Origin of the sequence: Prochlorococcus marinus XMU1408, assembly GCF_003208055.1 — a bacterium.
Classification (GTDB): Bacteria; Cyanobacteriota; Cyanobacteriia; order PCC-6307; family Cyanobiaceae; genus Prochlorococcus_B; species Prochlorococcus_B marinus_A.
Genome location: NZ_QJUE01000002.1, coordinates 735257 through 753312, shown reverse-complemented (window position 1 = coordinate 753312; position 18056 = coordinate 735257). Strand labels below are relative to the sequence as shown.

General features: G+C 36.2%; 39 protein-coding genes. 15 read left to right on the top strand and 24 right to left on the bottom strand.

Annotated features, from left to right (window positions below; translation table 11 throughout):
* Nucleotides 1-121: 121 nt before the first annotated feature.
* Together DNJ73_RS05580 and DNJ73_RS05575 are read left to right on the top strand one after the other, a co-directional pair.
* Nucleotides 122-403: a galactose oxidase gene (locus DNJ73_RS05580; protein WP_257473359.1), complete on the top strand. Its 282-nt coding sequence runs from the start codon at nucleotides 122-124 to the stop codon at nucleotides 401-403.
* A 248-nt stretch (nucleotides 404-651) separates the two neighbouring features.
* Nucleotides 652-1170 carry a hypothetical protein gene (locus DNJ73_RS05575; protein WP_158466697.1) on the top strand — a complete coding sequence of 173 codons (519 nt, stop codon included), beginning with the start codon at nucleotides 652-654 and terminating at the stop codon, nucleotides 1168-1170.
* Nucleotides 1171-1266: 96 nt separating this feature from the next.
* On the opposite strand, the gene DNJ73_RS05570 is transcribed toward DNJ73_RS05575, so the two are convergent.
* Both DNJ73_RS05570 and DNJ73_RS05565 read right to left on the bottom strand, forming a co-directional pair.
* Nucleotides 1267-1563, bottom strand: coding sequence for a hypothetical protein (locus DNJ73_RS05570; RefSeq protein ID WP_158466696.1), 297 nt, complete (start codon nucleotides 1561-1563; stop codon nucleotides 1267-1269).
* Between the two features lie 70 nt (nucleotides 1564-1633).
* Nucleotides 1634-1849: a hypothetical protein gene (locus DNJ73_RS05565; RefSeq protein ID WP_158466695.1), complete on the bottom strand. Its 216-nt coding sequence runs from the start codon at nucleotides 1847-1849 to the stop codon at nucleotides 1634-1636.
* A 79-nt stretch (nucleotides 1850-1928) separates the two neighbouring features.
* Between DNJ73_RS05565 and DNJ73_RS09935 the strand changes: the two genes are divergently transcribed.
* Nucleotides 1929-2084, top strand: coding sequence for a hypothetical protein (locus tag DNJ73_RS09935; protein ID WP_187152578.1), 156 nt, complete (start codon nucleotides 1929-1931; stop codon nucleotides 2082-2084).
* Between the two features lie 21 nt (nucleotides 2085-2105).
* Here DNJ73_RS09935 and DNJ73_RS09930 read toward each other — a convergent pair whose 3' ends face one another.
* A complete protein-coding gene (locus tag DNJ73_RS09930; protein WP_187152577.1) occupies nucleotides 2106-2264 on the bottom strand; it encodes a hypothetical protein in 159 nt (52 codons plus the stop codon).
* Between the two features lie 175 nt (nucleotides 2265-2439).
* Here DNJ73_RS09930 and DNJ73_RS05560 point away from each other — a divergent pair, with 175 nt between their 5' ends.
* Complete coding sequence (locus tag DNJ73_RS05560) at nucleotides 2440-2706, top strand: hypothetical protein (protein ID WP_158466694.1); 267 nt, start codon at nucleotides 2440-2442, stop codon at nucleotides 2704-2706.
* Nucleotides 2707-2828: 122 nt separating this feature from the next.
* Here DNJ73_RS05560 and DNJ73_RS10170 read toward each other — a convergent pair whose 3' ends face one another.
* Nucleotides 2829-2963: a hypothetical protein gene (locus tag DNJ73_RS10170; protein ID WP_257473356.1), complete on the bottom strand. Its 135-nt coding sequence runs from the start codon at nucleotides 2961-2963 to the stop codon at nucleotides 2829-2831.
* A gap of 192 nt (nucleotides 2964-3155) precedes the next feature.
* Between DNJ73_RS10170 and DNJ73_RS09925 the strand changes: the two genes are divergently transcribed.
* Together DNJ73_RS09925 and DNJ73_RS05555 are read left to right on the top strand one after the other, a co-directional pair.
* Entirely contained in the window at nucleotides 3156-3317 is a 162-nt protein-coding gene (locus tag DNJ73_RS09925) for a hypothetical protein (protein WP_187152576.1), read from the top strand.
* A 62-nt stretch (nucleotides 3318-3379) separates the two neighbouring features.
* Nucleotides 3380-3640: a hypothetical protein gene (locus DNJ73_RS05555; RefSeq protein WP_158466693.1), complete on the top strand. Its 261-nt coding sequence runs from the start codon at nucleotides 3380-3382 to the stop codon at nucleotides 3638-3640.
* Nucleotides 3641-3652: 12 nt separating this feature from the next.
* Here the strand turns inward: DNJ73_RS05555 and DNJ73_RS05550 are convergent, their stop codons facing one another.
* Complete coding sequence (locus tag DNJ73_RS05550; RefSeq protein ID WP_158466692.1) at nucleotides 3653-3859, bottom strand: hypothetical protein; 207 nt, start codon at nucleotides 3857-3859, stop codon at nucleotides 3653-3655.
* A complete protein-coding gene (locus tag DNJ73_RS09920; RefSeq protein ID WP_187152575.1) occupies nucleotides 3859-4023 on the bottom strand; it encodes a hypothetical protein in 165 nt (54 codons plus the stop codon). The genes DNJ73_RS05550 and DNJ73_RS09920 overlap by 1 nt, the downstream gene beginning before the upstream one ends.
* A gap of 208 nt (nucleotides 4024-4231) precedes the next feature.
* Between DNJ73_RS09920 and DNJ73_RS05545 the strand changes: the two genes are divergently transcribed.
* A complete protein-coding gene (locus DNJ73_RS05545) occupies nucleotides 4232-4642 on the top strand; it encodes an MAPEG family protein (RefSeq protein ID WP_158466691.1) in 411 nt (136 codons plus the stop codon).
* On the opposite strand, the gene DNJ73_RS05540 is transcribed toward DNJ73_RS05545, so the two are convergent.
* The 9 genes from DNJ73_RS05540 to DNJ73_RS05510 all read right to left on the bottom strand — a co-directional run bounded on the left by DNJ73_RS05540 (nucleotide 4619) and on the right by DNJ73_RS05510 (nucleotide 8630).
* Entirely contained in the window at nucleotides 4619-4900 is a 282-nt protein-coding gene (locus DNJ73_RS05540; RefSeq protein WP_158466690.1) for a hypothetical protein, read from the bottom strand. The genes DNJ73_RS05545 and DNJ73_RS05540 overlap by 24 nt on opposite strands.
* A 15-nt stretch (nucleotides 4901-4915) precedes the next feature.
* Nucleotides 4916-5764, bottom strand: coding sequence for an LOG family protein (locus DNJ73_RS05535; protein WP_158466689.1), 849 nt, complete (start codon nucleotides 5762-5764; stop codon nucleotides 4916-4918).
* A gap of 93 nt (nucleotides 5765-5857) precedes the next feature.
* A complete protein-coding gene (locus tag DNJ73_RS05530; RefSeq protein ID WP_158466688.1) occupies nucleotides 5858-6199 on the bottom strand; it encodes a DUF1330 domain-containing protein in 342 nt (113 codons plus the stop codon).
* 87 nt (nucleotides 6200-6286) lie between these two features.
* The gene (locus tag DNJ73_RS05525; protein ID WP_158466687.1) at nucleotides 6287-6697 is read right to left on the bottom strand and encodes a DUP family protein; all 411 of its coding nucleotides are present in this window, start codon (nucleotides 6695-6697) and stop codon (nucleotides 6287-6289) included.
* Nucleotides 6698-6767: 70 nt separating this feature from the next.
* Nucleotides 6768-7013, bottom strand: coding sequence for a hypothetical protein (locus DNJ73_RS05520; protein ID WP_158466686.1), 246 nt, complete (start codon nucleotides 7011-7013; stop codon nucleotides 6768-6770).
* Between the two features lie 129 nt (nucleotides 7014-7142).
* Nucleotides 7143-7277: a hypothetical protein gene (locus tag DNJ73_RS10165; protein WP_011294994.1), complete on the bottom strand. Its 135-nt coding sequence runs from the start codon at nucleotides 7275-7277 to the stop codon at nucleotides 7143-7145.
* Between the two features lie 33 nt (nucleotides 7278-7310).
* Entirely contained in the window at nucleotides 7311-7487 is a 177-nt protein-coding gene (locus DNJ73_RS09915; protein WP_011294556.1) for a hypothetical protein, read from the bottom strand.
* Nucleotides 7488-7682 carry a hypothetical protein gene (locus DNJ73_RS05515; protein WP_036904235.1) on the bottom strand — a complete coding sequence of 65 codons (195 nt, stop codon included), beginning with the start codon at nucleotides 7680-7682 and terminating at the stop codon, nucleotides 7488-7490.
* Nucleotides 7683-8399: 717 nt separating this feature from the next.
* Nucleotides 8400-8630, bottom strand: coding sequence for a TIGR02450 family Trp-rich protein (locus DNJ73_RS05510; RefSeq protein WP_011823827.1), 231 nt, complete (start codon nucleotides 8628-8630; stop codon nucleotides 8400-8402).
* A gap of 455 nt (nucleotides 8631-9085) precedes the next feature.
* On the opposite strand from DNJ73_RS05510, the gene pstS reads away from it, so the two are divergent.
* Both pstS and DNJ73_RS05500 read left to right on the top strand, forming a co-directional pair.
* Nucleotides 9086-10057 (top strand): phosphate ABC transporter substrate-binding protein PstS, encoded by a 972-nt coding sequence (pstS, locus tag DNJ73_RS05505; RefSeq protein WP_158466685.1) that lies wholly within the window; start codon nucleotides 9086-9088, stop codon nucleotides 10055-10057.
* Nucleotides 10058-10159: 102 nt separating this feature from the next.
* On the top strand, nucleotides 10160-10357 hold the full coding sequence (locus DNJ73_RS05500) for a hypothetical protein (protein WP_158466684.1): 198 nt from the start codon (nucleotides 10160-10162) through the stop codon (nucleotides 10355-10357).
* A gap of 41 nt (nucleotides 10358-10398) precedes the next feature.
* Here the strand turns inward: DNJ73_RS05500 and arsJ are convergent, their stop codons facing one another.
* Both arsJ and DNJ73_RS05490 read right to left on the bottom strand, forming a co-directional pair.
* A complete protein-coding gene (gene arsJ / locus DNJ73_RS05495) occupies nucleotides 10399-11661 on the bottom strand; it encodes an organoarsenical effux MFS transporter ArsJ (protein WP_158466683.1) in 1263 nt (420 codons plus the stop codon).
* Nucleotides 11662-11671: 10 nt separating this feature from the next.
* Nucleotides 11672-12697, bottom strand: a complete 1026-nt coding sequence (locus DNJ73_RS05490) for an ArsJ-associated glyceraldehyde-3-phosphate dehydrogenase (protein WP_158466682.1) — start codon at nucleotides 12695-12697, stop codon at nucleotides 11672-11674.
* A gap of 138 nt (nucleotides 12698-12835) precedes the next feature.
* Between DNJ73_RS05490 and DNJ73_RS05485 the strand changes: the two genes are divergently transcribed.
* Nucleotides 12836-13165 (top strand): ArsR/SmtB family transcription factor, encoded by a 330-nt coding sequence (locus DNJ73_RS05485; RefSeq protein ID WP_158466681.1) that lies wholly within the window; start codon nucleotides 12836-12838, stop codon nucleotides 13163-13165.
* Nucleotides 13166-13315: 150 nt separating this feature from the next.
* Complete coding sequence (locus DNJ73_RS09910) at nucleotides 13316-13474, top strand: hypothetical protein (protein ID WP_011823803.1); 159 nt, start codon at nucleotides 13316-13318, stop codon at nucleotides 13472-13474.
* Nucleotides 13475-13698: 224 nt separating this feature from the next.
* On the opposite strand, the gene DNJ73_RS09905 is transcribed toward DNJ73_RS09910, so the two are convergent.
* From DNJ73_RS09905 to DNJ73_RS09895, 3 genes are all read right to left on the bottom strand, one after another.
* The gene (locus tag DNJ73_RS09905; protein ID WP_011294966.1) at nucleotides 13699-13836 is read right to left on the bottom strand and encodes a hypothetical protein; all 138 of its coding nucleotides are present in this window, start codon (nucleotides 13834-13836) and stop codon (nucleotides 13699-13701) included.
* A gap of 107 nt (nucleotides 13837-13943) precedes the next feature.
* Nucleotides 13944-14120: a hypothetical protein gene (locus DNJ73_RS09900; RefSeq protein ID WP_011294980.1), complete on the bottom strand. Its 177-nt coding sequence runs from the start codon at nucleotides 14118-14120 to the stop codon at nucleotides 13944-13946.
* A 2-nt stretch (nucleotides 14121-14122) separates the two neighbouring features.
* Nucleotides 14123-14299, bottom strand: coding sequence for a hypothetical protein (locus DNJ73_RS09895; protein WP_011295188.1), 177 nt, complete (start codon nucleotides 14297-14299; stop codon nucleotides 14123-14125).
* A 165-nt stretch (nucleotides 14300-14464) separates the two neighbouring features.
* Between DNJ73_RS09895 and DNJ73_RS05480 the strand changes: the two genes are divergently transcribed.
* On the top strand, nucleotides 14465-14572 hold the full coding sequence (locus DNJ73_RS05480; RefSeq protein ID WP_011294533.1) for a high light inducible protein: 108 nt from the start codon (nucleotides 14465-14467) through the stop codon (nucleotides 14570-14572).
* A 149-nt stretch (nucleotides 14573-14721) separates the two neighbouring features.
* Nucleotides 14722-14877 (top strand): high light inducible protein, encoded by a 156-nt coding sequence (locus DNJ73_RS09890; protein WP_187152595.1) that lies wholly within the window; start codon nucleotides 14722-14724, stop codon nucleotides 14875-14877.
* A 397-nt stretch (nucleotides 14878-15274) separates the two neighbouring features.
* Here the strand turns inward: DNJ73_RS09890 and DNJ73_RS05470 are convergent, their stop codons facing one another.
* Together DNJ73_RS05470 and DNJ73_RS05465 are read right to left on the bottom strand one after the other, a co-directional pair.
* Nucleotides 15275-15535 (bottom strand): hypothetical protein, encoded by a 261-nt coding sequence (locus DNJ73_RS05470; protein ID WP_158466680.1) that lies wholly within the window; start codon nucleotides 15533-15535, stop codon nucleotides 15275-15277.
* Nucleotides 15536-15825: 290 nt separating this feature from the next.
* Nucleotides 15826-16038, bottom strand: a complete 213-nt coding sequence (locus DNJ73_RS05465) for a hypothetical protein (RefSeq protein ID WP_158466679.1) — start codon at nucleotides 16036-16038, stop codon at nucleotides 15826-15828.
* 516 nt (nucleotides 16039-16554) lie between these two features.
* Between DNJ73_RS05465 and DNJ73_RS09885 the strand changes: the two genes are divergently transcribed.
* Both DNJ73_RS09885 and DNJ73_RS05460 read left to right on the top strand, forming a co-directional pair.
* The gene (locus DNJ73_RS09885) at nucleotides 16555-16731 is read left to right on the top strand and encodes a hypothetical protein (RefSeq protein WP_187152574.1); all 177 of its coding nucleotides are present in this window, start codon (nucleotides 16555-16557) and stop codon (nucleotides 16729-16731) included.
* A 118-nt stretch (nucleotides 16732-16849) separates the two neighbouring features.
* Nucleotides 16850-17353: an alternative oxidase gene (locus DNJ73_RS05460; protein WP_158466678.1), complete on the top strand. Its 504-nt coding sequence runs from the start codon at nucleotides 16850-16852 to the stop codon at nucleotides 17351-17353.
* Between the two features lie 54 nt (nucleotides 17354-17407).
* Here DNJ73_RS05460 and DNJ73_RS05455 read toward each other — a convergent pair whose 3' ends face one another.
* Nucleotides 17408-17677 (bottom strand): hypothetical protein, encoded by a 270-nt coding sequence (locus DNJ73_RS05455; RefSeq protein WP_011294527.1) that lies wholly within the window; start codon nucleotides 17675-17677, stop codon nucleotides 17408-17410.
* A gap of 67 nt (nucleotides 17678-17744) precedes the next feature.
* Nucleotides 17745-17957 carry a DUF3764 family protein gene (locus DNJ73_RS05450; RefSeq protein ID WP_187152573.1) on the bottom strand — a complete coding sequence of 71 codons (213 nt, stop codon included), beginning with the start codon at nucleotides 17955-17957 and terminating at the stop codon, nucleotides 17745-17747.
* Nucleotides 17958-18056 lie beyond the last annotated feature (99 nt).

Here is an 18056-nt window from a genome sequence, read left to right as displayed (position 1 = left end):
ATTGATTCTTGCTAGTACATGTGTACTGCTATAGGTAAATGACTCCATCTGCTTCCCCATATGCTGTTTTTAAGGCAGAAGAATGGGTATCTGCCGTAGCCCAACCTATTGGAATTGGTCAATGTCTACGACTCACCCCAAAGAAGCTTGTACCGATCAGATCTTCGGTCAAGAAGAAGAGTGTCAATTCCTTGAGAAAGGAATTCTCAAAAAAACATGTTCAGCTTGCGTTTGCATGACATGTCAACATTTCAATTATTCAAGCGACAAGCATTGCAGAACAATTCTTTCGTGTCATGTTCACCGTCGTCTTATTCCTCATGGAGACCATTTGATTTCACGTTGTCTTCTTTGGCGGCGGCTACGAGAGAAAGAGATTGGTTGGTGTCCAGAGGTAGCCTGACACTTTGAATAGATCAATTTGTTTATTAGAGTTCCCATGCCATCTTTGATCAGCATTCTTTTTTATATTAGTTTTTTGTTTTTCACTCGCCCAATTGATATCACTTTATAGCCAAGATCGAATTATTTGAAAGTGTCTCTTTAAATGATATTGATAGATATATGAACATTTAGTAGACGATTAACCATTGACTATTGAATTAAATACCCTATATGTGATAGATGTATTAAGAAAGTAATTATTGAGTTATGTCTCAGTTATCCATCAAAGTTAGTGCTAAAGGTGATGCCTTGATCGCTACCTTGCAAAAGGAGATCTTTAACAGACGTCGTAAAAAGGTGACTGCTTCTCAAGTCGTCGAAACCCTTGTTGAAAGCGGAGCAAAATCTCAGTCTGATAAACGTTACGCAGCTTCTTGGAAAAACCTAATTAAAGATATCGAAAAAGCAGCTAAAGTTTCTGAGATTCATGGAAATAAGCCAGCAAATATTAGCGCTGATGAATGGGCTTTAATTCTTTCTCATCGCACACGTAAAGGCTCTGCTCCAAAAGCTGCTGCAGTTAAAAAAACTACAGCTAAAAAAGCTGCCGTAAAAAAAACAGTTGCTAAAAAAGCAACAGCAAAGAAAGCAGTAGGTAAAAAGCCTGTAGCTAAAAAGGCTGCAGCTAAAGCTAAAACTGAGGTTTCTGCAGTTGTCAAGCCCAGTGCTGGTAGGCCTGCTAGACGCGCACGCAAAGCCAGAAAAGCACCTGAGGCTGCTAAATAAGGCTTTTCCAGACCGTCAGGCGGCATGAGAGGTTCAATGCCTCTCTCTGGTTTTATTTTGATATATTGATATGTCTGCAAAGGTAGACCTCTTTATTTAATCAGTAACGATTAACCCTGCATTGCATAGAGCATTAAATACTTTTGTTTTACGCTCCATTGGTTTTTTTGTTGGTTGAAGCATATCAAGTATGGACGCAATACAACTTATTTCATAGGAACCCCAGGAAATGAGTGCTGCATCACATATATCATTATTAGCAATTACAGGTTCGATACCAGTGAATTTCAATTTCTGAATTGATGCTTTTAAAACTTGCTCGAGATATTCTAGTTGTTCGTTATTCAATGTCTTTCTGTCTACATAATCCATTAGAACTAATGAGGGCGTCACTACTAAATCTACAAAAAACTAATTTAACTACTTTTTAGAAATATTTTGATCTCTTTGGATTTTCTATCTTTTAGTTGTCTTTTTTATTCATATCAGCTTTATATGCATTGAGAGCCTCTTTAATTCTTCCTGGTGCAAAAGGATTTTTACCTTTTGCCTCTTTCTTTGCTTCTTGCCATGCATTGTCGATTTCTTTCTTTGCTATAGGATCGTTATTGAAATTTGTGTATAGCTTCATCAGATACCATGTGCTTAAAACTAATAGTCCAAGACCTAATAAATACATGAGACTGTCTCGATAATTACGACAATCTAACCAATTGAATGGAAATTGCGCCTATAAATAAAAAAAATACGTATGCGCTATGCCACTTATCGTAGATCCTTCTAAAGATACGAGTAATGGAGTTGGGAAGATTTTTAGAACAATCAATATCACACTTGCCATCGCACTACCTTTGGCAGCAATTTTGGTGACTATCTTTTGGGGCTTAAAACATGGTTTCAGTAGTTTTATTTAATTTCAATAGAGAAATTAATTTTTATCTAAATAAAGTTTTTATGAGTTGAATAAATAATTTGATACTTCCAAATAAGATTCCTCCATAAATAAAACCTGCGAGACCAGAAGCCCAGTCATTGTAAAATTTCCATGAAATGATTATCACGAGGATTCCAAGCAAGAGTGAATATGTAGCCATTATTTTTTTATCTCTTTCATGAGACGCTTTGTGAAAAAATTTAGAGGTTGCAAACTTAACTTCTTAGTATTTACAAACGAAGTGAGTTGTATTTACCGAATCAATTTCTACGGTATGCCTCATCCATAACTTAATTAGTTTAGGACAAAGTAGTTGTGTATCCTAAAGAAGAGTTATGTACACTTCACTCTTCGACACTTTTTTCTCTGATTCTTTAATTGCACCTACCAGAACTGTTTATGTAGTTTCTGATAGTCAGCTTGAAGAGCTTAAGCGTAATCAACGTCCAGAGGAACTCGACAACATCGAGGACTCCAGAAAAAGACTAGAAGAGAGCTATCAAGCTCGTATTAAAGTTCTTGATGAACGTCAAAATGAGATAAATGAGGAACTTAAGGCTTTGTCTCCCACAAAGGTTAAGGCTGCCCTTAATAAGAAGTAGCTGTTAGTTGGTCTGAAGAATGTGTTTCTTAGCACCTCCACTATTTAAGTGGAGGTGCTTTTTTTGTAAATGTTCAAATGATTTTTCTCAAAGCATTGTTTGTACCTAAATTGATGAAAGTGTTAATTGTCTAGATTCTTTTTTTGGCTTTCTTCAAGTGCCTTGTTACCCTCTTTGAGGGTTGTTCTGACCCACCAAGCTGAAATTCCTGCAATGGCGATGCCTAATGTCATTATTGAAATTATTGTTGGAGTCACTTGTTATAACCCTTAATTGCTTGGGTTGATTTTGCTTTTTATACAGCTCATTAGATGTCAAAAATTGATTTTCCCTGACTAAAGATATTTTAATTGATGACTCTAAAATAATTTAAGAGAAAGATGAGGATAAATTCACTTGCCATAGGCCTTCTTGATGGTTTATACCGATAATAATTGAAGAGGAAATCTATGAAACTTCAAACTTCATTTAGCGTCCCCAGAGAGAATATGGGTGACATAGGTAGAAAGCACGAGTTAGTCAAAAGAGGAATGACAGCGATAGCTTCATACTGGGAGAGAGAGTGTGCTTTAAATCCTTCCTCACCTGCATGTCTTATTTTTGATGACTAGTAGTTGATAGGATATAAGGAAATATTCTTTCCTTGAGCAAATAGTTAATCTTTTACTTCTCAATGAAAAGTGTTATAAAAACTTGTTTTGGATTATTACTTTCCCTATTTTTAGTAATTAGTGTTTGCGTCCAGTCAGTTGAAGCTCAGCTGGTGATAATGACAACGGATGTTGATATTGAAAATGAACATAGTTCAATGGATTCAAAAAGTATTGATGATCTTTTAGGACCAGATACAAATTTTCCATTTGATCCAGCAAATCACAGAGATGGGTCAAATCCGATTAAAAGGATTGGTAAAATAAGCGACGATAATTTGTAAGTATGTATCTTTTTATTTTCTAAGCAAAATTTCTAAGCGTTTTTTTTGTTCTTCAAGAGATTCGGTCTTTTCATTCCTTTTTGCTTCCATTCTATTTTTTATAGACTCATCAGCTTGTCTTGCGATACTTGCTTTCCTAAGGAAGACAAGGATTGAAATCACAGCAAATATAAGGGCAAGTGAACCCAATGGAACTATTGTTGCGCTCATTTCTTCCATTAGTAATTACAGGCGTTATATAAACGATTAGCTTTCTGTTGATCCTCACATTTTTTTAGTTTCATTTCTAACTCTTCCATCTCCTTTTGAGCCTGATTGATTAATTCCAATGACCATTGCCAGTTTCGTTCGTTGCAATGTTGTTTTGCAGAATCCCAGTCCATGGTTGGATTGCTTTAATAATTGGTGATTTAGTCGAGCAGAACTCTTTATGACTCCCAGAGGATAACAAGTTTATGAGCTAAATATTGTGTTTTTATCTTCTCTTTGAAAATTTTATTTGTATTAACTTTTGGCATATCAATTTAAACCAACCTTTGATCCTCATTTTGACTCTGCCTCACTTAGGCTCGAGATATAATTATTTATTCCATGGAAACAGCTTTTGCTTGGAGCCTTTGCCTGTCTGCCGTTGTTGTTTTGCTTTCAATTGGGCCACTAACTTATGGCCGAGTCAAAGCTGGATATTCGGCTGAGAATATGAGTGCTCCAAGGGCTTTGTTTGACGAGCTCCCCGATTTTGGTAAAAGAGCTGTTTGGTGTCATCAAAATTGCTGGGAGAGCATAACTCTTCATGCTCCTGCATGTTTGCTATGTCTGATTGCTGGTGTTGTCTCTCCTGTGGCCGTAATAGCTGCATGGGTTCACCCAATTGTGAGGTTTATCTATATCGGTGCTTATGTTGGCGATATTCCCCCTGCTAGAGGACTTTGTTGGGCATCGGGTCTTTTATGTTCAACTCTTTTGTATAAAGAGGGCTTAACTGCTTTGCTTTCTTCTTAATTGATCAACGATTAAATTTCTTGGCTTGCCAGTCTTAACAGGATTTAATCTATCAAGTACAACTGCTACTGCTGTTAACCAAGAACTCCCCTCTGGAATATTGGTTTGATTACAAATATGTTTTGGAGCTAGTTCAAGATAGAGATTCGTATCTATTTCTTTGATTACCTGTTGATAATGTTTTTCTAAAAGCTCAAGATCCTCTTTCTCGAGAATGTTGCCTGAACAATACCAATCTAGTGATGTTTTCCAATCCATTATCAGATGATACGTCTATTGTTTGATAATGTCCCATGCTTCTGAAGCACTATCGGCGTATTGAAAGAGATTCATGTGATCATCTGAGATAAGTCCGTGGTCTGAAAGGTATTGAAAGTTGATAACTTTCGACCAATAATTTCGACCAAATAGAATAATTGGAATTTGTGTTTTCATTCCTGTTTGTCGAAGAGTGAGTAATTCAAATAGTTCATCAAATGTTCCAAATCCTCCTGGGAAAAACACTGCTGCAACTGATCTCATTACAAAATGGAATTTTCGTAAGGCGAAATAATTAAATTTAAAGCAAAGCCCTGGCGTGATATATGAATTGGGATGTTGTTCGTTTGGGAGACTTATATTTAATCCTATGGATTTACAGTCGGCGTCAAATGCACCTCGATTCGCAGCCTCCATGATCCCAGGACCGCCACCAGTGACAATTACATGTGAATTGCAGTGTTCTTTTTGGTTTTGTCTGGAGACAATCTTTGCGAATTCTCTGGCTGAATCGTAGTAATGAGATATCGATTGTAAATTCTTTAGACGTGTTACTTCTCTCTGTAAATTAGATGAGCTCGGATCTTTGGTGAGTGAATTCTTCGCTAGTGCAAGTCTGTGATCTATAGAGCTTTTATCGGTAAGGCTCGCTCCTCCAAAGACGATGATTGTTGATAAAATATTTTGTTCTTCTAGGATTTTTTCTGGTTTATTAATTTCTAGAAGCATTCGCACTCCTCTCATTTCATCACTATTGAGTAACTCTCTATCTTCATGGGCTAATTGGTAATTGTTCGAACTAATAATTAATTCAAGGTTTTTCCTGACTAGTTCTTGATCGTCACTTCTATTTTGAGTACTCATCAAAATATGCCTCCTTGAGTTTTAAAGCGGTAAGGAATTAGATCAATTCATCCAACCATGTGAAATGAATGGTGAAGTAGCTGATGCCATTATCTACATTCCCATTGCTCTTCTAAGTTTTGTCGCCTCGTCCATTCCCTCCATGATTGTGAAAGTAGAATTAACTGTCGCAGCTGTACGTAGCTTTGATAGCTCTTGATATTCACTGGATTCATAAGCTTCTACTGCTATTCGCATTGATGGGAATTCACAAATGACGGCTAGGTTTGAATCTTCAGTTTTTTCTTTTCCTATTGGGTCTGAATCTTTCGCAAATACCTCCCCACCATTTTCTTTGAGCCATGGCCCAACTTTTTCAACATATTCATTAAATAATTCTTGATTAATAACCTTTGCAGTTGAGATCCAGTACCCTTTGGCTCCTTTCTTATCCATTACCTTTTAATTAATTATAAATTTAGGATAGATCAGACTTAGCTCAAAAAATAATTTTCAAATCAATGGCCTATAAGTTTCAATAATTTATTTCCATAGACTTCTTTTTTTTAAAAGATCTTCGATATTTGGCCATGCTGCAATTAGTTCCTTTAGGGCTTGTCTATTGGGGGTGTATAAGACACATGAGAAGGCACTTATGACATAAAAGATAAACCACAATTTATTGATTGAGTAAACAGAGACAAAGGAGAATATAAAACTACCAATGAATACAAAAAAGAGTGATCGATTTATCACTTCAAGTGGAGATCTTCTTAATCGTCTAAGCAATCTTCTTGTAGATTTTGTCTTTGAGAATCTTTGTGCCTCTATTTCTTCTTCTTTGATTAGTCTTTCATTTTCTTGATCCAATATTTCGTTTGATCTGACAATATCCTCTATCTCTTGACTGGATAAGTTATCTAGAGGCTCTGAGTCTTTTTTTATTGCTGCCATTAGTTCAACAAACTTAAAAGTTAGATAGTTATCTGCATCTACCTTACTAAAGCGAATGTTTGCCTTTTGATTAATTGCCTAGGCCAGGTGGAAAAGGAAAAACTTGTTCATCTCCAAAAATATCCTCCATACTCAACTGTTCACTTTGTGACTCCATTCCTACAGCTTCTTCTTCGGATTCCATTCCCATTTCATATGAGTCACCTTCTCCATAATCCTCTGGTGGAACCCAGCCTTGTATTACAGCCTCAGCACTATTCAATCCAGAGAAAACAATGAATACGAATAAAGCTAATTTGATTAGAAAATTTTTCATATCACCATGCTCTCATTACTTAGCCTAATGCTTAATAAGAAGGTTGATTAGCTTTAGGACTTGTAAAAATACCTTTAAGATTGTCTTTCTTAGATTGAGGCTTTTTTCTTTCTTATTCGCAACTGATATTTAATCGGCATTTTGTCTGACAGGTCTCATCATCCCGCCTCCATCATCATCATCATCCCCAAAACCAAAAAATAGCCAGGTAATAGCAAATACAGCTAATGCTCCTGATAGCGTCAATGCTTGTAACTCGTTCAAAGCTTTTCGGCTAATTTTTCAAGACCTTAGCCTTTATTTCGTTTTTTTGTTGATGAGGAGTGCTTTCTTTCTGGTTATATTGTCGAAACTTAATTTGATTACTAATGGAAGAATTAGCCAAAAGAGTGGAAGAACTTGAGCGTCGAGTCCAGCATTTAGAAGCAGTGCTGCAATACCAAGCAAGAAAAAACAAATAATCTCTGTTGCCATCTAACCAATACCTGGAATGTCAAAAGGGAGTTTGTCCTCCAGTACTACTAAGTATTTTTGGACTGCAGGAATACGAAGAAGAGCTAATGGAACAACAATATTTAGAACAATCCATGCTCCTCCAACTAATGGAGCCCATTTACCAGCTTTTTTAATAAAGCTCATTCCCTTCTCTTTCTCTGGAGACTGATTCATGTTTTTGATTTATTGATTAGATCTTAGCTAGACCCCAAACTTACTATTTTTGATCAGGTGTAGTGGAAAAGCAATGGGCATTAAGGCTGATTGCGTTGAGGTGCGAATAGAGCAAAGATACGTGTGTTGAGTTAAGAGGCACCATTGATGGTCGACACTCCACCTGAGTATTTAAGAGAAGCGAACTGAATTCTGGTTCCTGCTCCAACATTCTCAAAGAATAAGTGGGCTATTCGTCTGATGCGACAAGGATCAATGATATAGGTGCGTCAAATCAGTCGAAACTCCTCTGCATCGTTTAGGTGCCCTAACGGAGTAAAAAAGCCTTTCTACTAGACACTTGGCCCCAGGCCACCAATATCCAGAAGCTTCAAAAGAATCGGTAAAGAAAAAGGGCCCCCTCGGGCCCTTTTTAAATGTCTAATTAAAAGAGGTTTATTCTTTCTACGGTTTCCCTACCTAAGACGTACGGTCCTACAGAACTATTGATGAAAAGGAAAATCTAGGATGAATGTACGTCAGGCAATCAATTGCACTGGTCATCGATTGATTGGCTTCTGGGGAGGAGCACTGACGTTTTTTATTCAAAGAAACAACCTTCTAAAGCTCAGTATAAAAAGAAGGTTGTCCTGAGAAGTTCAAAAAATATAAGAACAAACCACTGTCAGCCGTGTAGGAATAATTACTTAAATAGCTGTTTTTTATTTTCTCTAAAGATTAGTTGCCATCGCAATCTTCATCTTTTGGCAACTGAAGCCATCCACTCGTCCACTTTGAATATGTTTTTAATTCCGACCATGGAACTCTTATAAGAATTTCGTTGTTGTTAACTGGAAATAGTTCTACCCACCGTTCATCTTTTTTGCCTCCATAGCTTTTAACTTCAAAATGTCGATAACCTTCTCTTTTTACGGCTGAGGTCCAAGCTGCATTCGGTGGCCATCTCATCTTCTTTCTTTGTAGAGGTATTAATTAGCACTTTTATAATTTTAGTTGATACTTTCTCTAATATCTTTAAGTCGTTTTATTTCTCCATACCTATATTTAATCCATTAATAATCCATCTGTTGATATCTGTTTCCGGATTTCATGGTTTGGATATTGATCGAAATAGTAACCCATGCAAAAAATAATTGAGCAAGTTAAAACCACTGTTCTAATTAATTTCTTACGAAAATTAATTTGCATACTGGATAGGGCTATCAAGGCACATTAGGACATATCAACTAGAAAATTCGCGTTATTTTGAGTTAATTCTTTTTTAAAAAGTAAATTAATCTTGGTTAATCGAAAGGTTAAGAATAGATCAAGAAAAATTGATGAATTGCTAATTTGATTTCTAATGACAAATATTTTGATCAATTAGATGCTATGAAATAAGAGCAAGTTTTTTATTAGGCCTCATGACCTTCGCTAAGAAGGCCCTCATCTTTACTTCTTTGCTTGCAGTGGGCGCAGGCATGTCCGCAAATGCAGCTAGTCGTCTTAGTGGAGCAGGTGCATCCTTTCCCGCTAAAATCTACACTCGTTGGTTTTCTGATTTAGCTAAAGAAGGTGGACCTCGAGTCAACTATCAAGCTGTTGGTTCAGGTTCTGGCCGTAAAGCTTTCATTGATGAAACCGTTAACTTCGGTGCTTCTGATGATCCAATGAAAGCAACAGATATTGCAAAAGTTACTCGTGGATTAGTCCAAATCCCAATGGTTGGTGGAACAATTGCCTTTGGATACAACTATGACTGCGATCTTAAACTTACTCAAGAGCAAGCTGTTCGCGTTGCTATGGGTAAAATCTCAAATTGGAAAGAAGTTGGTTGTCCTGCAGGAAAAATGACATGGGCACATCGCTCTGATGGCTCCGGTACAACCAAGGCTTTTTCAAACTCTATGCAAGCTTTCTCTAAGACATGGAATTTAGGAACAGGTAAATCTATTGCTTGGCCTGCTGGTGTTGGTGGAAAAGGTAACGCAGGTGTTGCAGGCGTAATTCGTAATACTCCTGGTGCAATTGGTTATGTAAACCAGTCATATATTAGAGGTGTAATTAAACCTGCCGCTCTTCAAAATTTATCTGGTGAGTTTTTAAAGCCAACAACAGAAGCAGGAGCAAAAGCTCTTAATGGTATAAAACTAGATAAAAATTTAGCTGGTAAAAATCCTAACCCAAAAGCTAAGGGTGCATATCCAATCGCTACGCTTACATGGATTCTTGCTTACGAGACTGGTAATGGTAGAAATACTAAAGCCGTCCAAGAATCACTTAACTACTTGCTAAGTGATAAAGCCCAGGCTAAGGCTCCTTCTCTTGGCTTTGTTCCTCTAAAAGGTGATATTCTTTCCAAGTCTCGCGCTGCTGTAAAGCGTATTGGTAAGTGAATTAATTCCTTATAAATTAAAAAGGAGGCAATAGCCTCCTTTTTTTTGTCTTTTTTTGCTTGCTAGTAACTTCTTAACTTAAGCTTAAAAAAGCTCTTTAATATGAAAAAAAAAGAATCAATGAATAATTGGAAGGAAATAGTTGGATCACCCATCTGGTGGATTCCAGTTTCACTACTAGTTTTATTTATTTCGATTGAGGGATTACATCTAGCTGAGCATGGTAAAAACTGTAAAACGAAATCAGCTTGGATGAATGAAGTTGGACTTGAATATGACAGAGAATCAGAGGTTCAGTAGTCCTTCTTTCCCTTGATATTTAATTTTTTTAATTGAAGGTCTTAGGAATTTTTTATAGCTTTTGTCCTTGATACTGGAGGTAGTCGTAAACTAGTCAACAATGAGATAAATACAAATAGGCTTGAACACCATAAACATAGTTGCATTCCTATAGAGGCATTAGTTCCAAGCATGAATAAAACTCCTGATAGGAGAGTACCAATCAGTCTTCCTGCCGCATTTGCCATGTAATAGAAGCCTACATTTAGACTCACGTTTTCCTTGTCCGTATAAGCAAGAACCATATATGAATGTATTGATGAGTTCATTGCAAAAATGAACCCAAATAATATCAATCCAGCTGTAATTGCTATTTCTGGATTGCTTTGTCGCCATAGTGCTATTGCTATTAGCGCAGGTATCGCAGTTAAGACAGCACTCCAAAATTGAACAGAAGAGACTCCTGGACTTGTTTTATTTCCCCATAAATTTCTTAAAGACGGTGCAAAAGCTTGGATAAAGCCATAACCAATAACCCACAATCCTAGGAACGCTCCAATCTCAGAAAAATTCCAATTTAGATACGTTTCAAGAAAAACAGGAAGTGCTACGACGAACCATACATCTCTTGCTCCAAAGAGAAAAAAACGTGCAACAGATAGGACGTTGATCCCTTGAGATTTAGAGAATAAGTCTTTTAAGATGGGTTTGCTTTTCATCTGTCCAATATCTCCAGGCAAAATTAATGTCATTAGAAATGACAGACCTAAACCGATAGCCATTAATTCAACTGCTTTATTAAATCCAAAACTTGTAAGCAAAAGTCCACCAAGAAAGAAGCCAACTCCTTTGAGTGCATTTTTTGAACCAGTTAAGATGGCTACCCATTTAAATAATTGATTATTTCCACCATCTTCTTCTGAGGAGTCTGGAACGACAGTTTTGATGGCACTTTTAGCACTCATCTTATTGAGATCTTTTGCTATACCACTAATCGCTTGCGCAACCATGACATGAATGACACTCAAAAGTTTCGACCAACCACTTGAAACGGGTATCAACATCAATAAGGCGCCGATTTGTAAAAGGGTTCCTACCCAAAGTGTTAGACGTAATCCATACCTTGCTCCTATCCAACCTCCATAGAGATTAGTGATGACGCCAAAAAACTCATAAAAAAGGAATAAGAATGCAATTTCTAATGTTGTATATCCAAGGCTATGAAAGTGAAAAATCACTAGCATTCTTAGAGCACCATCTGTCAGTGTGAATGCCCAATAGTTGGTCGTTACGATTCCATATTGTTGCAATGCCGTTAATCGCATGTTTTTATTTTTAGCCTTTTTCGAGATTTATTACATGGCAAACGAGATCTGCCATTCGACAGCTATAACCCCATTCATTGTCATACCAAATATAGACTTTCAGTTGAGTTTTATTGACCACCATGGTTGAGAGAGCATCAATGATTGAACTTCTCGAGTCATTGACATAATCGATTGATACAAGTGGCTTTTCTTCGTAACCAAGTATTCCTTTTAGCTCTCCTTCTGAAGCTTCTTTGAACACATAATTGACTTCTTCTTGCGTTACCTCTTTCTCTAATTCAAATACAGCATCAGTTAAAGATCCATTGAGGATAGGAACTCGAACTGCATGGCCATTTAATTTTCCTTGTAATTCAGGGAATATCATCCCTATCGCTTTTGCTGATCCTGTCGTTGTTGGAATTAAGCTTTGTGATCCGCTTCTGGCTCTTCTTAAATCTGGCTTAAATGAATCAACGATTACCTGAGTATTTGTAAGGTCATGGAGTGTAGTGATGCTTCCATGCTTAATACCAAAGGTTTGATTAACGACCTTAACGACTGGAGCTAAGCAATTAGTTGTGCAGGATGCTGCTGTTACTAAGCGATGTTTATTGGGCTCATATAAATCATGATTAATACCGTAGACGATATTTAGAGCATCCTCTCCCTGTATTTCACCTTTAACAGGACATGCAACGACAACTCTTTTCATTCCAAGAGTATCGAAATATGGATTTAATGTTTGAGGGGTTTTGAATTTTCCTGAACATTCGAGAATTAGTTCTATTCCTTTTTCCTTCCATGGGACTTTTGTGAAATCACTTTCTTGAGAAAAAGATATTGGTTGACCTTCAATACTCAGGTTGTTTTGGTCGTTGCTTATTGCTTTGTTCCATCGACCATGTACTGAATCAAATTCAACTAAATGCGCAGCTCCCTTTGCATCACCCAATGGATCGTTGATATGTGTAATCTCGATTTTTTCTCTACCCCAGATCGCTCGAAGAACAAGTCGTCCTATTCGACCGAAACCATTAATACCGATTCGCATAACCTGTAATTGAGTTGATTGAGTGAATCAATAAAGGATAAGATTCCTCATATCAATTTATATTGATATATAGAGGTTTGTCGATGCAAGCCTTTTCTGAAGTTTGTTTTATCATGTGATTATATTTTTCCTTCTGTGATGGCCACAGCGATAAAGAGCGAAGTAGTTCTTGAAAATGCAATGGCCAGGAAATTGCTAAAAGCTTTATCTGATCCATTGCGATTGCAAATCATTGAGTCTCTTTCAGGAGGAGAGCGATGTGTTTGTGATTTGATTAATGAAATTGGATTGGCGCAATCGAAAATATCTTTTCATTTAAAAGTTTTAAAAGACGCAGGTTTGATTACCGATAGGCAAACTGGTAGATGGGTTTATTACCAATTGAATATTGACTCATTAAATTCTTTGCAAGATTGGATTGAACTGTTAAAAGAAAGCTCGCAACAACCATCGCAAGTTTGTAAATAAAGCAATTAATTTAAATCTAGTTTCCAATTGATTTAGCTCTATTCAGAATTGTTCTAATAATTTTTAGGTAATTATTTCTAGTAGGTATCAATGGATACTCTTTTATGCTTGGATAGTTATCATATTCTTATTACATCAAGATTTTTTGATATGAGCAAGAAAATCTCTAAGAAAGCCAGTGCTATTAGAACAATTTCTTTAGCAGTTGGTTCTCTAAGCCTTCTCGTTATTGCTGTTTCTCAAGTTACAGGCAATGAGGCCTGCACAAGCAATGCTTATTCGATTGAAAATCAAATAAGACTTTCATGATTTAATTTTCAATCTAAATATTTATAGTGCTTGATTTTTTTAGGTGAATTTTTCAAGAGATATTTTATTACTAGTTTGATTATTGTGGGATCCTCTTCGATTGTTGGATATTTTTATCAACTTCAAATTGCTGTTGGATATGCATTGCTTAACGTGTTGGTACTACTTATTTGGTCAAAACTCGCATCTCGCTAGACCTTCATTCATCCCGTCATTTAAATAAATTATTCTTGGTCTTGTGAAAAATCTGCTAGTTCCATTATTTTTTTAAATTCGTCCATCTCTTCATCCGAAACTCCTGTTTTCTCCTGAAGTTCTTTTAATAAAGCATCTATTTTTCTTTTGATATTTTCTTCGCTCAAAATTTTTAATTAAATAGATGACTAATTATAGATTCAATTCACCCTAAACCTGTTTAAAGACGACAAATTTTTGTTGTCAATTAGTACATATTGTTTTGGTAGTCAATTCAGGCCTGTGCTCCATCTGCTACACGCATCGTCATTCCTCCATCCATGTCATCATCATCGTTGTTGTCCATTATTGCCTTTCCAACCTCATAAAGAAGATAAGTCCCAACAATAATTAGAACGAAAAGGAAATTAAAATCTCCTGAGTTTGAAGCGTATGTTTGAATTTCACCCATAATTATCCTCTGTTAAATAACCCTCTTCTCTTTTGTTGTGGCTTAGCTGCTCTAGTTCCACGAGACTGCTGCATTTCAGCTTTAGTAATTGGCTTACGATTTTGGAAAGTATCCCAACCAAGTAAAGCCACAGTTCCAATGGCTCCAAAGAAAAGAACTACACCAGGTATTAAATCCATCTAGTTGAATTAAGTTCAACAAAGTTAGTGGAATTGTTCTTTAGACCGTGGATAACAAATATTGCTTCAGCTAATACCCCTGATAACTTTTGCTGTGTACGGGTGACCCCTTTACATTCCTTTACTTTTCCTTTACATTCATGCGCATTATTTGAGTTTAATCTCGTGACTCCAGAAGCAGAAAAGTTTAATGGTTGGATGGCAATGATCGGCTTTATTGCTGCTTTCGGTGCTTACGCAACTACTGGTCAAATTATTCCAGGCATTTTTTAGGTTCTTATATGACTTCTAGTAACCCAGTTTCTGATCAATCAATAGATCCAACTGATAATCAATCAGAAGGACAATCTGTTGATCCAACAGGAATCCCTGCTTACAGTTCTGCTTCTAACCAGATCATTACTGAATATGGCAAGCAAAACATGTTTGCTACCCAAGTACAAACTCAATTAGTTGAAAACTATTCCAGCTATCCTGAAGAAGCGGAAAAGACCAATGGCCGTTGGGCAATGATCGGAATGATTGCTTTACTAGGCGCTTATATCACTACTGGACAAATTATTCCTGGCATATTTTAAATAGCTTTAACAAATCAATCTTCATATAAATCTAGAGATCTTTCTCTAGATTTTTTTTTGTTCCATTTGAGCATTTAATCCATTTTTTTCATTTTTTGCAAAATAAAAATTAATCAGCTAAAAATGCCAAAAGTAATCATGTTAGAAATAATTACTCCAATGATCTCAGCCTGTCCAATCAAATTCAATCTTAAGAAATACGATCACTGATCATCCTGATCAATGGCGCGATTGACCCAATTGCAAGTACTGCAAACATAACAAATATGATTATTTTTGATTCCCATTTTTCCATGAAAATGGTTTAGCTAATTAGCTCTTATAACTGTGGATTTTTTCTAGCTTTCGAAAAAATTAGTAATTTATTATCAATCAATACTTTTCAATAAAAAGATAATCAGTCTTTACCGGAATTTTTACCAAAACCTGGGATAAAAGGAAACGCTTGATCATCTCCGAGGTCTGGGGCAGCACTAGTTTTCGAACCATCCAAGGCATCACTAGACTCTTCGATCACAATACCCATAGAGTTATCTTCGTTCATATCAGAACCCATTTGAGCGGCGTCTGCAGGAATAATTCCTGAAAAAATAGTTGTCGAAGTTAAAAAAACAGACAAAGCTAAAAAACTAGCAGCCCTAAATATCTTTTTGAGCATGAATACAAATCAGTTATATACAATCTAACGTCGGTATTCACCCGAACGCGTTAGGTCTGAATACTCAATTAATGAGATTCAATTAGATAATAGGAGTCGTAGCAATTGTTGAAACTTCTGAGAAGATAGCAACAGCCATGAATATGTAAGGAACTAATTTCATTGTTTTTGTGAATATGTATTAAGCATATATGCTCATCATCTAATCAGTGGTAGCTGATTGTACGGTTCTCGCCCCAACGACCATAAGTAAATTTGTTTGTGGCTATAAAAATATCTGATAACCAATATCAATTGCTATCACTGTTTTGTTGGATCGCTTTTTTTGCAAGATTTTCTAATTGATCAGGTGAAATTGGTGTCGTTTTGTTTTTACTTTCTTTTAATCCTCTTAGTAAAGAAGTAATTATTGCTAGTCCTAAAAATGCACCTAACACCAACCAAAAAATTCTCTCTACTAAGAGTGCTGTGGGATTACCAATTGCATCAGTTACTTGTTCCATCTTCTCGATTTGGGAAAAAAATAAGGATCAAAGCAGTTTTTCACTAATTTTGCCTTAATCCATCTTAGAAATTATCTGCAGAAATTCATGGCATAAAAAAACCCTCAAATTTGAGGGAGTAGATCCTGAGAGATCCCCATCACCCAGTAATTTCGAAATACTACTCGCTGTGTACATATTACGCAAGCTAATAATTCCAGATATGGGTCTTTTTTTCTGTTTTTTTAATCTTTCTAACACCAGATATGGTAGGGGTTGCAATTTGCTTGAAAAACAGTTAAAAATAAGATCCCCATCACCCAGGCCCGTAGGACACCATACCTAGGGTCTTTTTTATTGGAATTGCTTTTTATTTAGATCTTGGAGTTATTTAGTGACTCTGAAGCTGTGGAAAACTTAGACGGCTTGAAGTAATTTTTTTACAGAAGGATCGATTAGATATACATTCACTTCGTGCTAACCGTAACACTAAATATTTTTAGATCAGTTAGGTTTGTTCAAACAATTTTCTGATACATGTCTGAGCTTCAGCTAGTTGACTCATTTCCCATCTGGAAAGCTGTTTTATGGTGTTTCTATCCTATGGCTGCTCTAGTTCTCGTAGAACTAATCTCAAGATCGCTTCCAGACGATGATGACGATTTTGGTGGAGGAAAGATGATTCCTGCTTACCAACCTGTCCGAGCAAGATAGATTTAATCTTCGGCCTACTTCCATATTCAGCTTCAGTAGCTATCGATAGTTAAATAAATAAGTTATAACTCATAATTTTTTGCTGAGTATTTATACTTAAATAGTTAGCTAAGGAATTATGAAAGGTTTTAATTCATTTGTTTTAGATTTCAGTGTAAGTATTCTTGATCGAATCTACGAAGGTAGACCGATTCAACGTTTTTGGGTTCTTGAGGTAATCGCTAGAGCACCTTATTTTGCATTCTTATCAGTTTTGCATTTACAAGAGTCGCTTGGCCTAAAGACTCCTTTAAGCAACAAGCTTATGAAGGCTCATTTTTACCAAGCAATCAATGAGACGGAGCATTTAGAAGAGATGGAATCACGAAGCGGCAATAGATATTGGGTTGATCGATTTCTTGCTAGGCATTTAGTGCTCTTCTATTACTGGGTAATGGTTTTTTATTACTTGCTATCTCCATCAAATGCATACGATATCAATATAAAAATTGAAGAGCATGCGTATGAAACTTATGCAAAGTATCTAACCGTTAATCCAAACGATCAGAGGATACGTGAAATTGCTCAAGATGAGATCAATCATGCGAACGAATTAAAAGAAGCAATTGCTTTGATAAGTTAAGACGCCAACTTTTTGTTGATGTTAATAATGATAATTTTCCTTGTACCTTTTAATTTATCTAAAGCAAGCATCTCCAACAATTCTGAGCTTCTCGATACGAGTAAGGTTCTCTCTCTTTAGCAATGTTTTTGGGGAAACAGCCAAGCCTAATTTGATTCTGTTTGGCAAGGATTCAACTAATGATTCAATATCTGTTAAATCTTCATTAGAAGATGCAATAACATCTTTTGTGCATTCCCAACCTTTGGTCGTAATGATTTGAGGCCATATAAACCAAAGACCGCTAAATGCTCCGAGAATTAAGAAAAACAGATTTCTAATCATTGTTCAGATTTAATTGAGACTAATCTTTTGATTTGATTCTTTATTTATACCTAAGCAATTTGGATCCTCAAGACCAGAGACTAGGTTCTGCCGTACTCATGACTGCACCATTTTTTTCAAATATTTCAATGTTCTCTTGTATATGTTTTCCTAAGACACCTTCTAAAGCTTGAACTACAACGATCGCTTTTTCAGGATTATCTTTGCTGACACCTCTGAAAATCACCTTTATTCCTTTTGCTGATCTGGCTGGAGCCTCGTCGATGTCAAACTTTTTCACCCAAATCGTCAGGTACATTGACATCAAATGTACATACAGTTGTTTCAAGCATTAGGTGAGAAATAAGGATATTTCTTCAATTTAAAAGCTCCTACCTTG

Coding starts and splice junctions, on each gene's coding strand:
- DNJ73_RS05560 (WP_158466694.1), top strand. CDS start 2,440: ATGTACACTTCACTCTTCGACACTTTTTTCTCTGATTCTTTAATTGCA.
- DNJ73_RS05460 (WP_158466678.1), top strand. CDS start 16,850: ATGAAAGGTTTTAATTCATTTGTTTTAGATTTCAGTGTAAGTATTCTT.
- DNJ73_RS05545 (WP_158466691.1), top strand. CDS start 4,232: ATGGAAACAGCTTTTGCTTGGAGCCTTTGCCTGTCTGCCGTTGTTGTT.
- DNJ73_RS05580 (WP_257473359.1), top strand. CDS start 122: ATGTCTACGACTCACCCCAAAGAAGCTTGTACCGATCAGATCTTCGGT.
- DNJ73_RS05465 (WP_158466679.1), bottom strand. CDS start 16,038: ATGGAACAAGTAACTGATGCAATTGGTAATCCCACAGCACTCTTAGTA.
- DNJ73_RS05470 (WP_158466680.1), bottom strand. CDS start 15,535: ATGCTCAAAAAGATATTTAGGGCTGCTAGTTTTTTAGCTTTGTCTGTT.
- DNJ73_RS09915 (WP_011294556.1), bottom strand. CDS start 7,487: ATGGCAACAGAGATTATTTGTTTTTTCTTGCTTGGTATTGCAGCACTG.
- pstS (WP_158466685.1), top strand. CDS start 9,086: ATGACCTTCGCTAAGAAGGCCCTCATCTTTACTTCTTTGCTTGCAGTG.
- DNJ73_RS09925 (WP_187152576.1), top strand. CDS start 3,156: ATGAAACTTCAAACTTCATTTAGCGTCCCCAGAGAGAATATGGGTGAC.
- DNJ73_RS05565 (WP_158466695.1), bottom strand. CDS start 1,849: ATGTATTTATTAGGTCTTGGACTATTAGTTTTAAGCACATGGTATCTG.
- DNJ73_RS09910 (WP_011823803.1), top strand. CDS start 13,316: ATGAGCAAGAAAATCTCTAAGAAAGCCAGTGCTATTAGAACAATTTCT.
- DNJ73_RS09895 (WP_011295188.1), bottom strand. CDS start 14,299: ATGGATTTAATACCTGGTGTAGTTCTTTTCTTTGGAGCCATTGGAACT.
- DNJ73_RS05515 (WP_036904235.1), bottom strand. CDS start 7,682: ATGAATCAGTCTCCAGAGAAAGAGAAGGGAATGAGCTTTATTAAAAAA.
- DNJ73_RS09930 (WP_187152577.1), bottom strand. CDS start 2,264: ATGGCTACATATTCACTCTTGCTTGGAATCCTCGTGATAATCATTTCA.
- DNJ73_RS05525 (WP_158466687.1), bottom strand. CDS start 6,697: ATGGCAGCAATAAAAAAAGACTCAGAGCCTCTAGATAACTTATCCAGT.
- DNJ73_RS05485 (WP_158466681.1), top strand. CDS start 12,836: ATGGCCACAGCGATAAAGAGCGAAGTAGTTCTTGAAAATGCAATGGCC.
- DNJ73_RS05575 (WP_158466697.1), top strand. CDS start 652: ATGTCTCAGTTATCCATCAAAGTTAGTGCTAAAGGTGATGCCTTGATC.
- DNJ73_RS09935 (WP_187152578.1), top strand. CDS start 1,929: ATGCCACTTATCGTAGATCCTTCTAAAGATACGAGTAATGGAGTTGGG.
- DNJ73_RS05490 (WP_158466682.1), bottom strand. CDS start 12,697: ATGCGAATCGGTATTAATGGTTTCGGTCGAATAGGACGACTTGTTCTT.
- DNJ73_RS05550 (WP_158466692.1), bottom strand. CDS start 3,859: ATGGAAGAAATGAGCGCAACAATAGTTCCATTGGGTTCACTTGCCCTT.
- DNJ73_RS05535 (WP_158466689.1), bottom strand. CDS start 5,764: ATGAGTACTCAAAATAGAAGTGACGATCAAGAACTAGTCAGGAAAAAC.
- DNJ73_RS05455 (WP_011294527.1), bottom strand. CDS start 17,677: ATGATTAGAAATCTGTTTTTCTTAATTCTCGGAGCATTTAGCGGTCTT.
- DNJ73_RS05530 (WP_158466688.1), bottom strand. CDS start 6,199: ATGGATAAGAAAGGAGCCAAAGGGTACTGGATCTCAACTGCAAAGGTT.
- DNJ73_RS09920 (WP_187152575.1), bottom strand. CDS start 4,023: ATGGACTGGGATTCTGCAAAACAACATTGCAACGAACGAAACTGGCAA.
- DNJ73_RS05510 (WP_011823827.1), bottom strand. CDS start 8,630: ATGAGATGGCCACCGAATGCAGCTTGGACCTCAGCCGTAAAAAGAGAA.
- DNJ73_RS09900 (WP_011294980.1), bottom strand. CDS start 14,120: ATGGGTGAAATTCAAACATACGCTTCAAACTCAGGAGATTTTAATTTC.
- DNJ73_RS09885 (WP_187152574.1), top strand. CDS start 16,555: ATGTCTGAGCTTCAGCTAGTTGACTCATTTCCCATCTGGAAAGCTGTT.
- DNJ73_RS09890 (WP_187152595.1), top strand. CDS start 14,722: ATGTTTGCTACCCAAGTACAAACTCAATTAGTTGAAAACTATTCCAGC.
- DNJ73_RS05540 (WP_158466690.1), bottom strand. CDS start 4,900: ATGGATTGGAAAACATCACTAGATTGGTATTGTTCAGGCAACATTCTC.
- DNJ73_RS05555 (WP_158466693.1), top strand. CDS start 3,380: ATGAAAAGTGTTATAAAAACTTGTTTTGGATTATTACTTTCCCTATTT.
- DNJ73_RS05500 (WP_158466684.1), top strand. CDS start 10,160: ATGAAAAAAAAAGAATCAATGAATAATTGGAAGGAAATAGTTGGATCA.
- DNJ73_RS05520 (WP_158466686.1), bottom strand. CDS start 7,013: ATGAAAAATTTTCTAATCAAATTAGCTTTATTCGTATTCATTGTTTTC.
- arsJ (WP_158466683.1), bottom strand. CDS start 11,661: ATGCGATTAACGGCATTGCAACAATATGGAATCGTAACGACCAACTAT.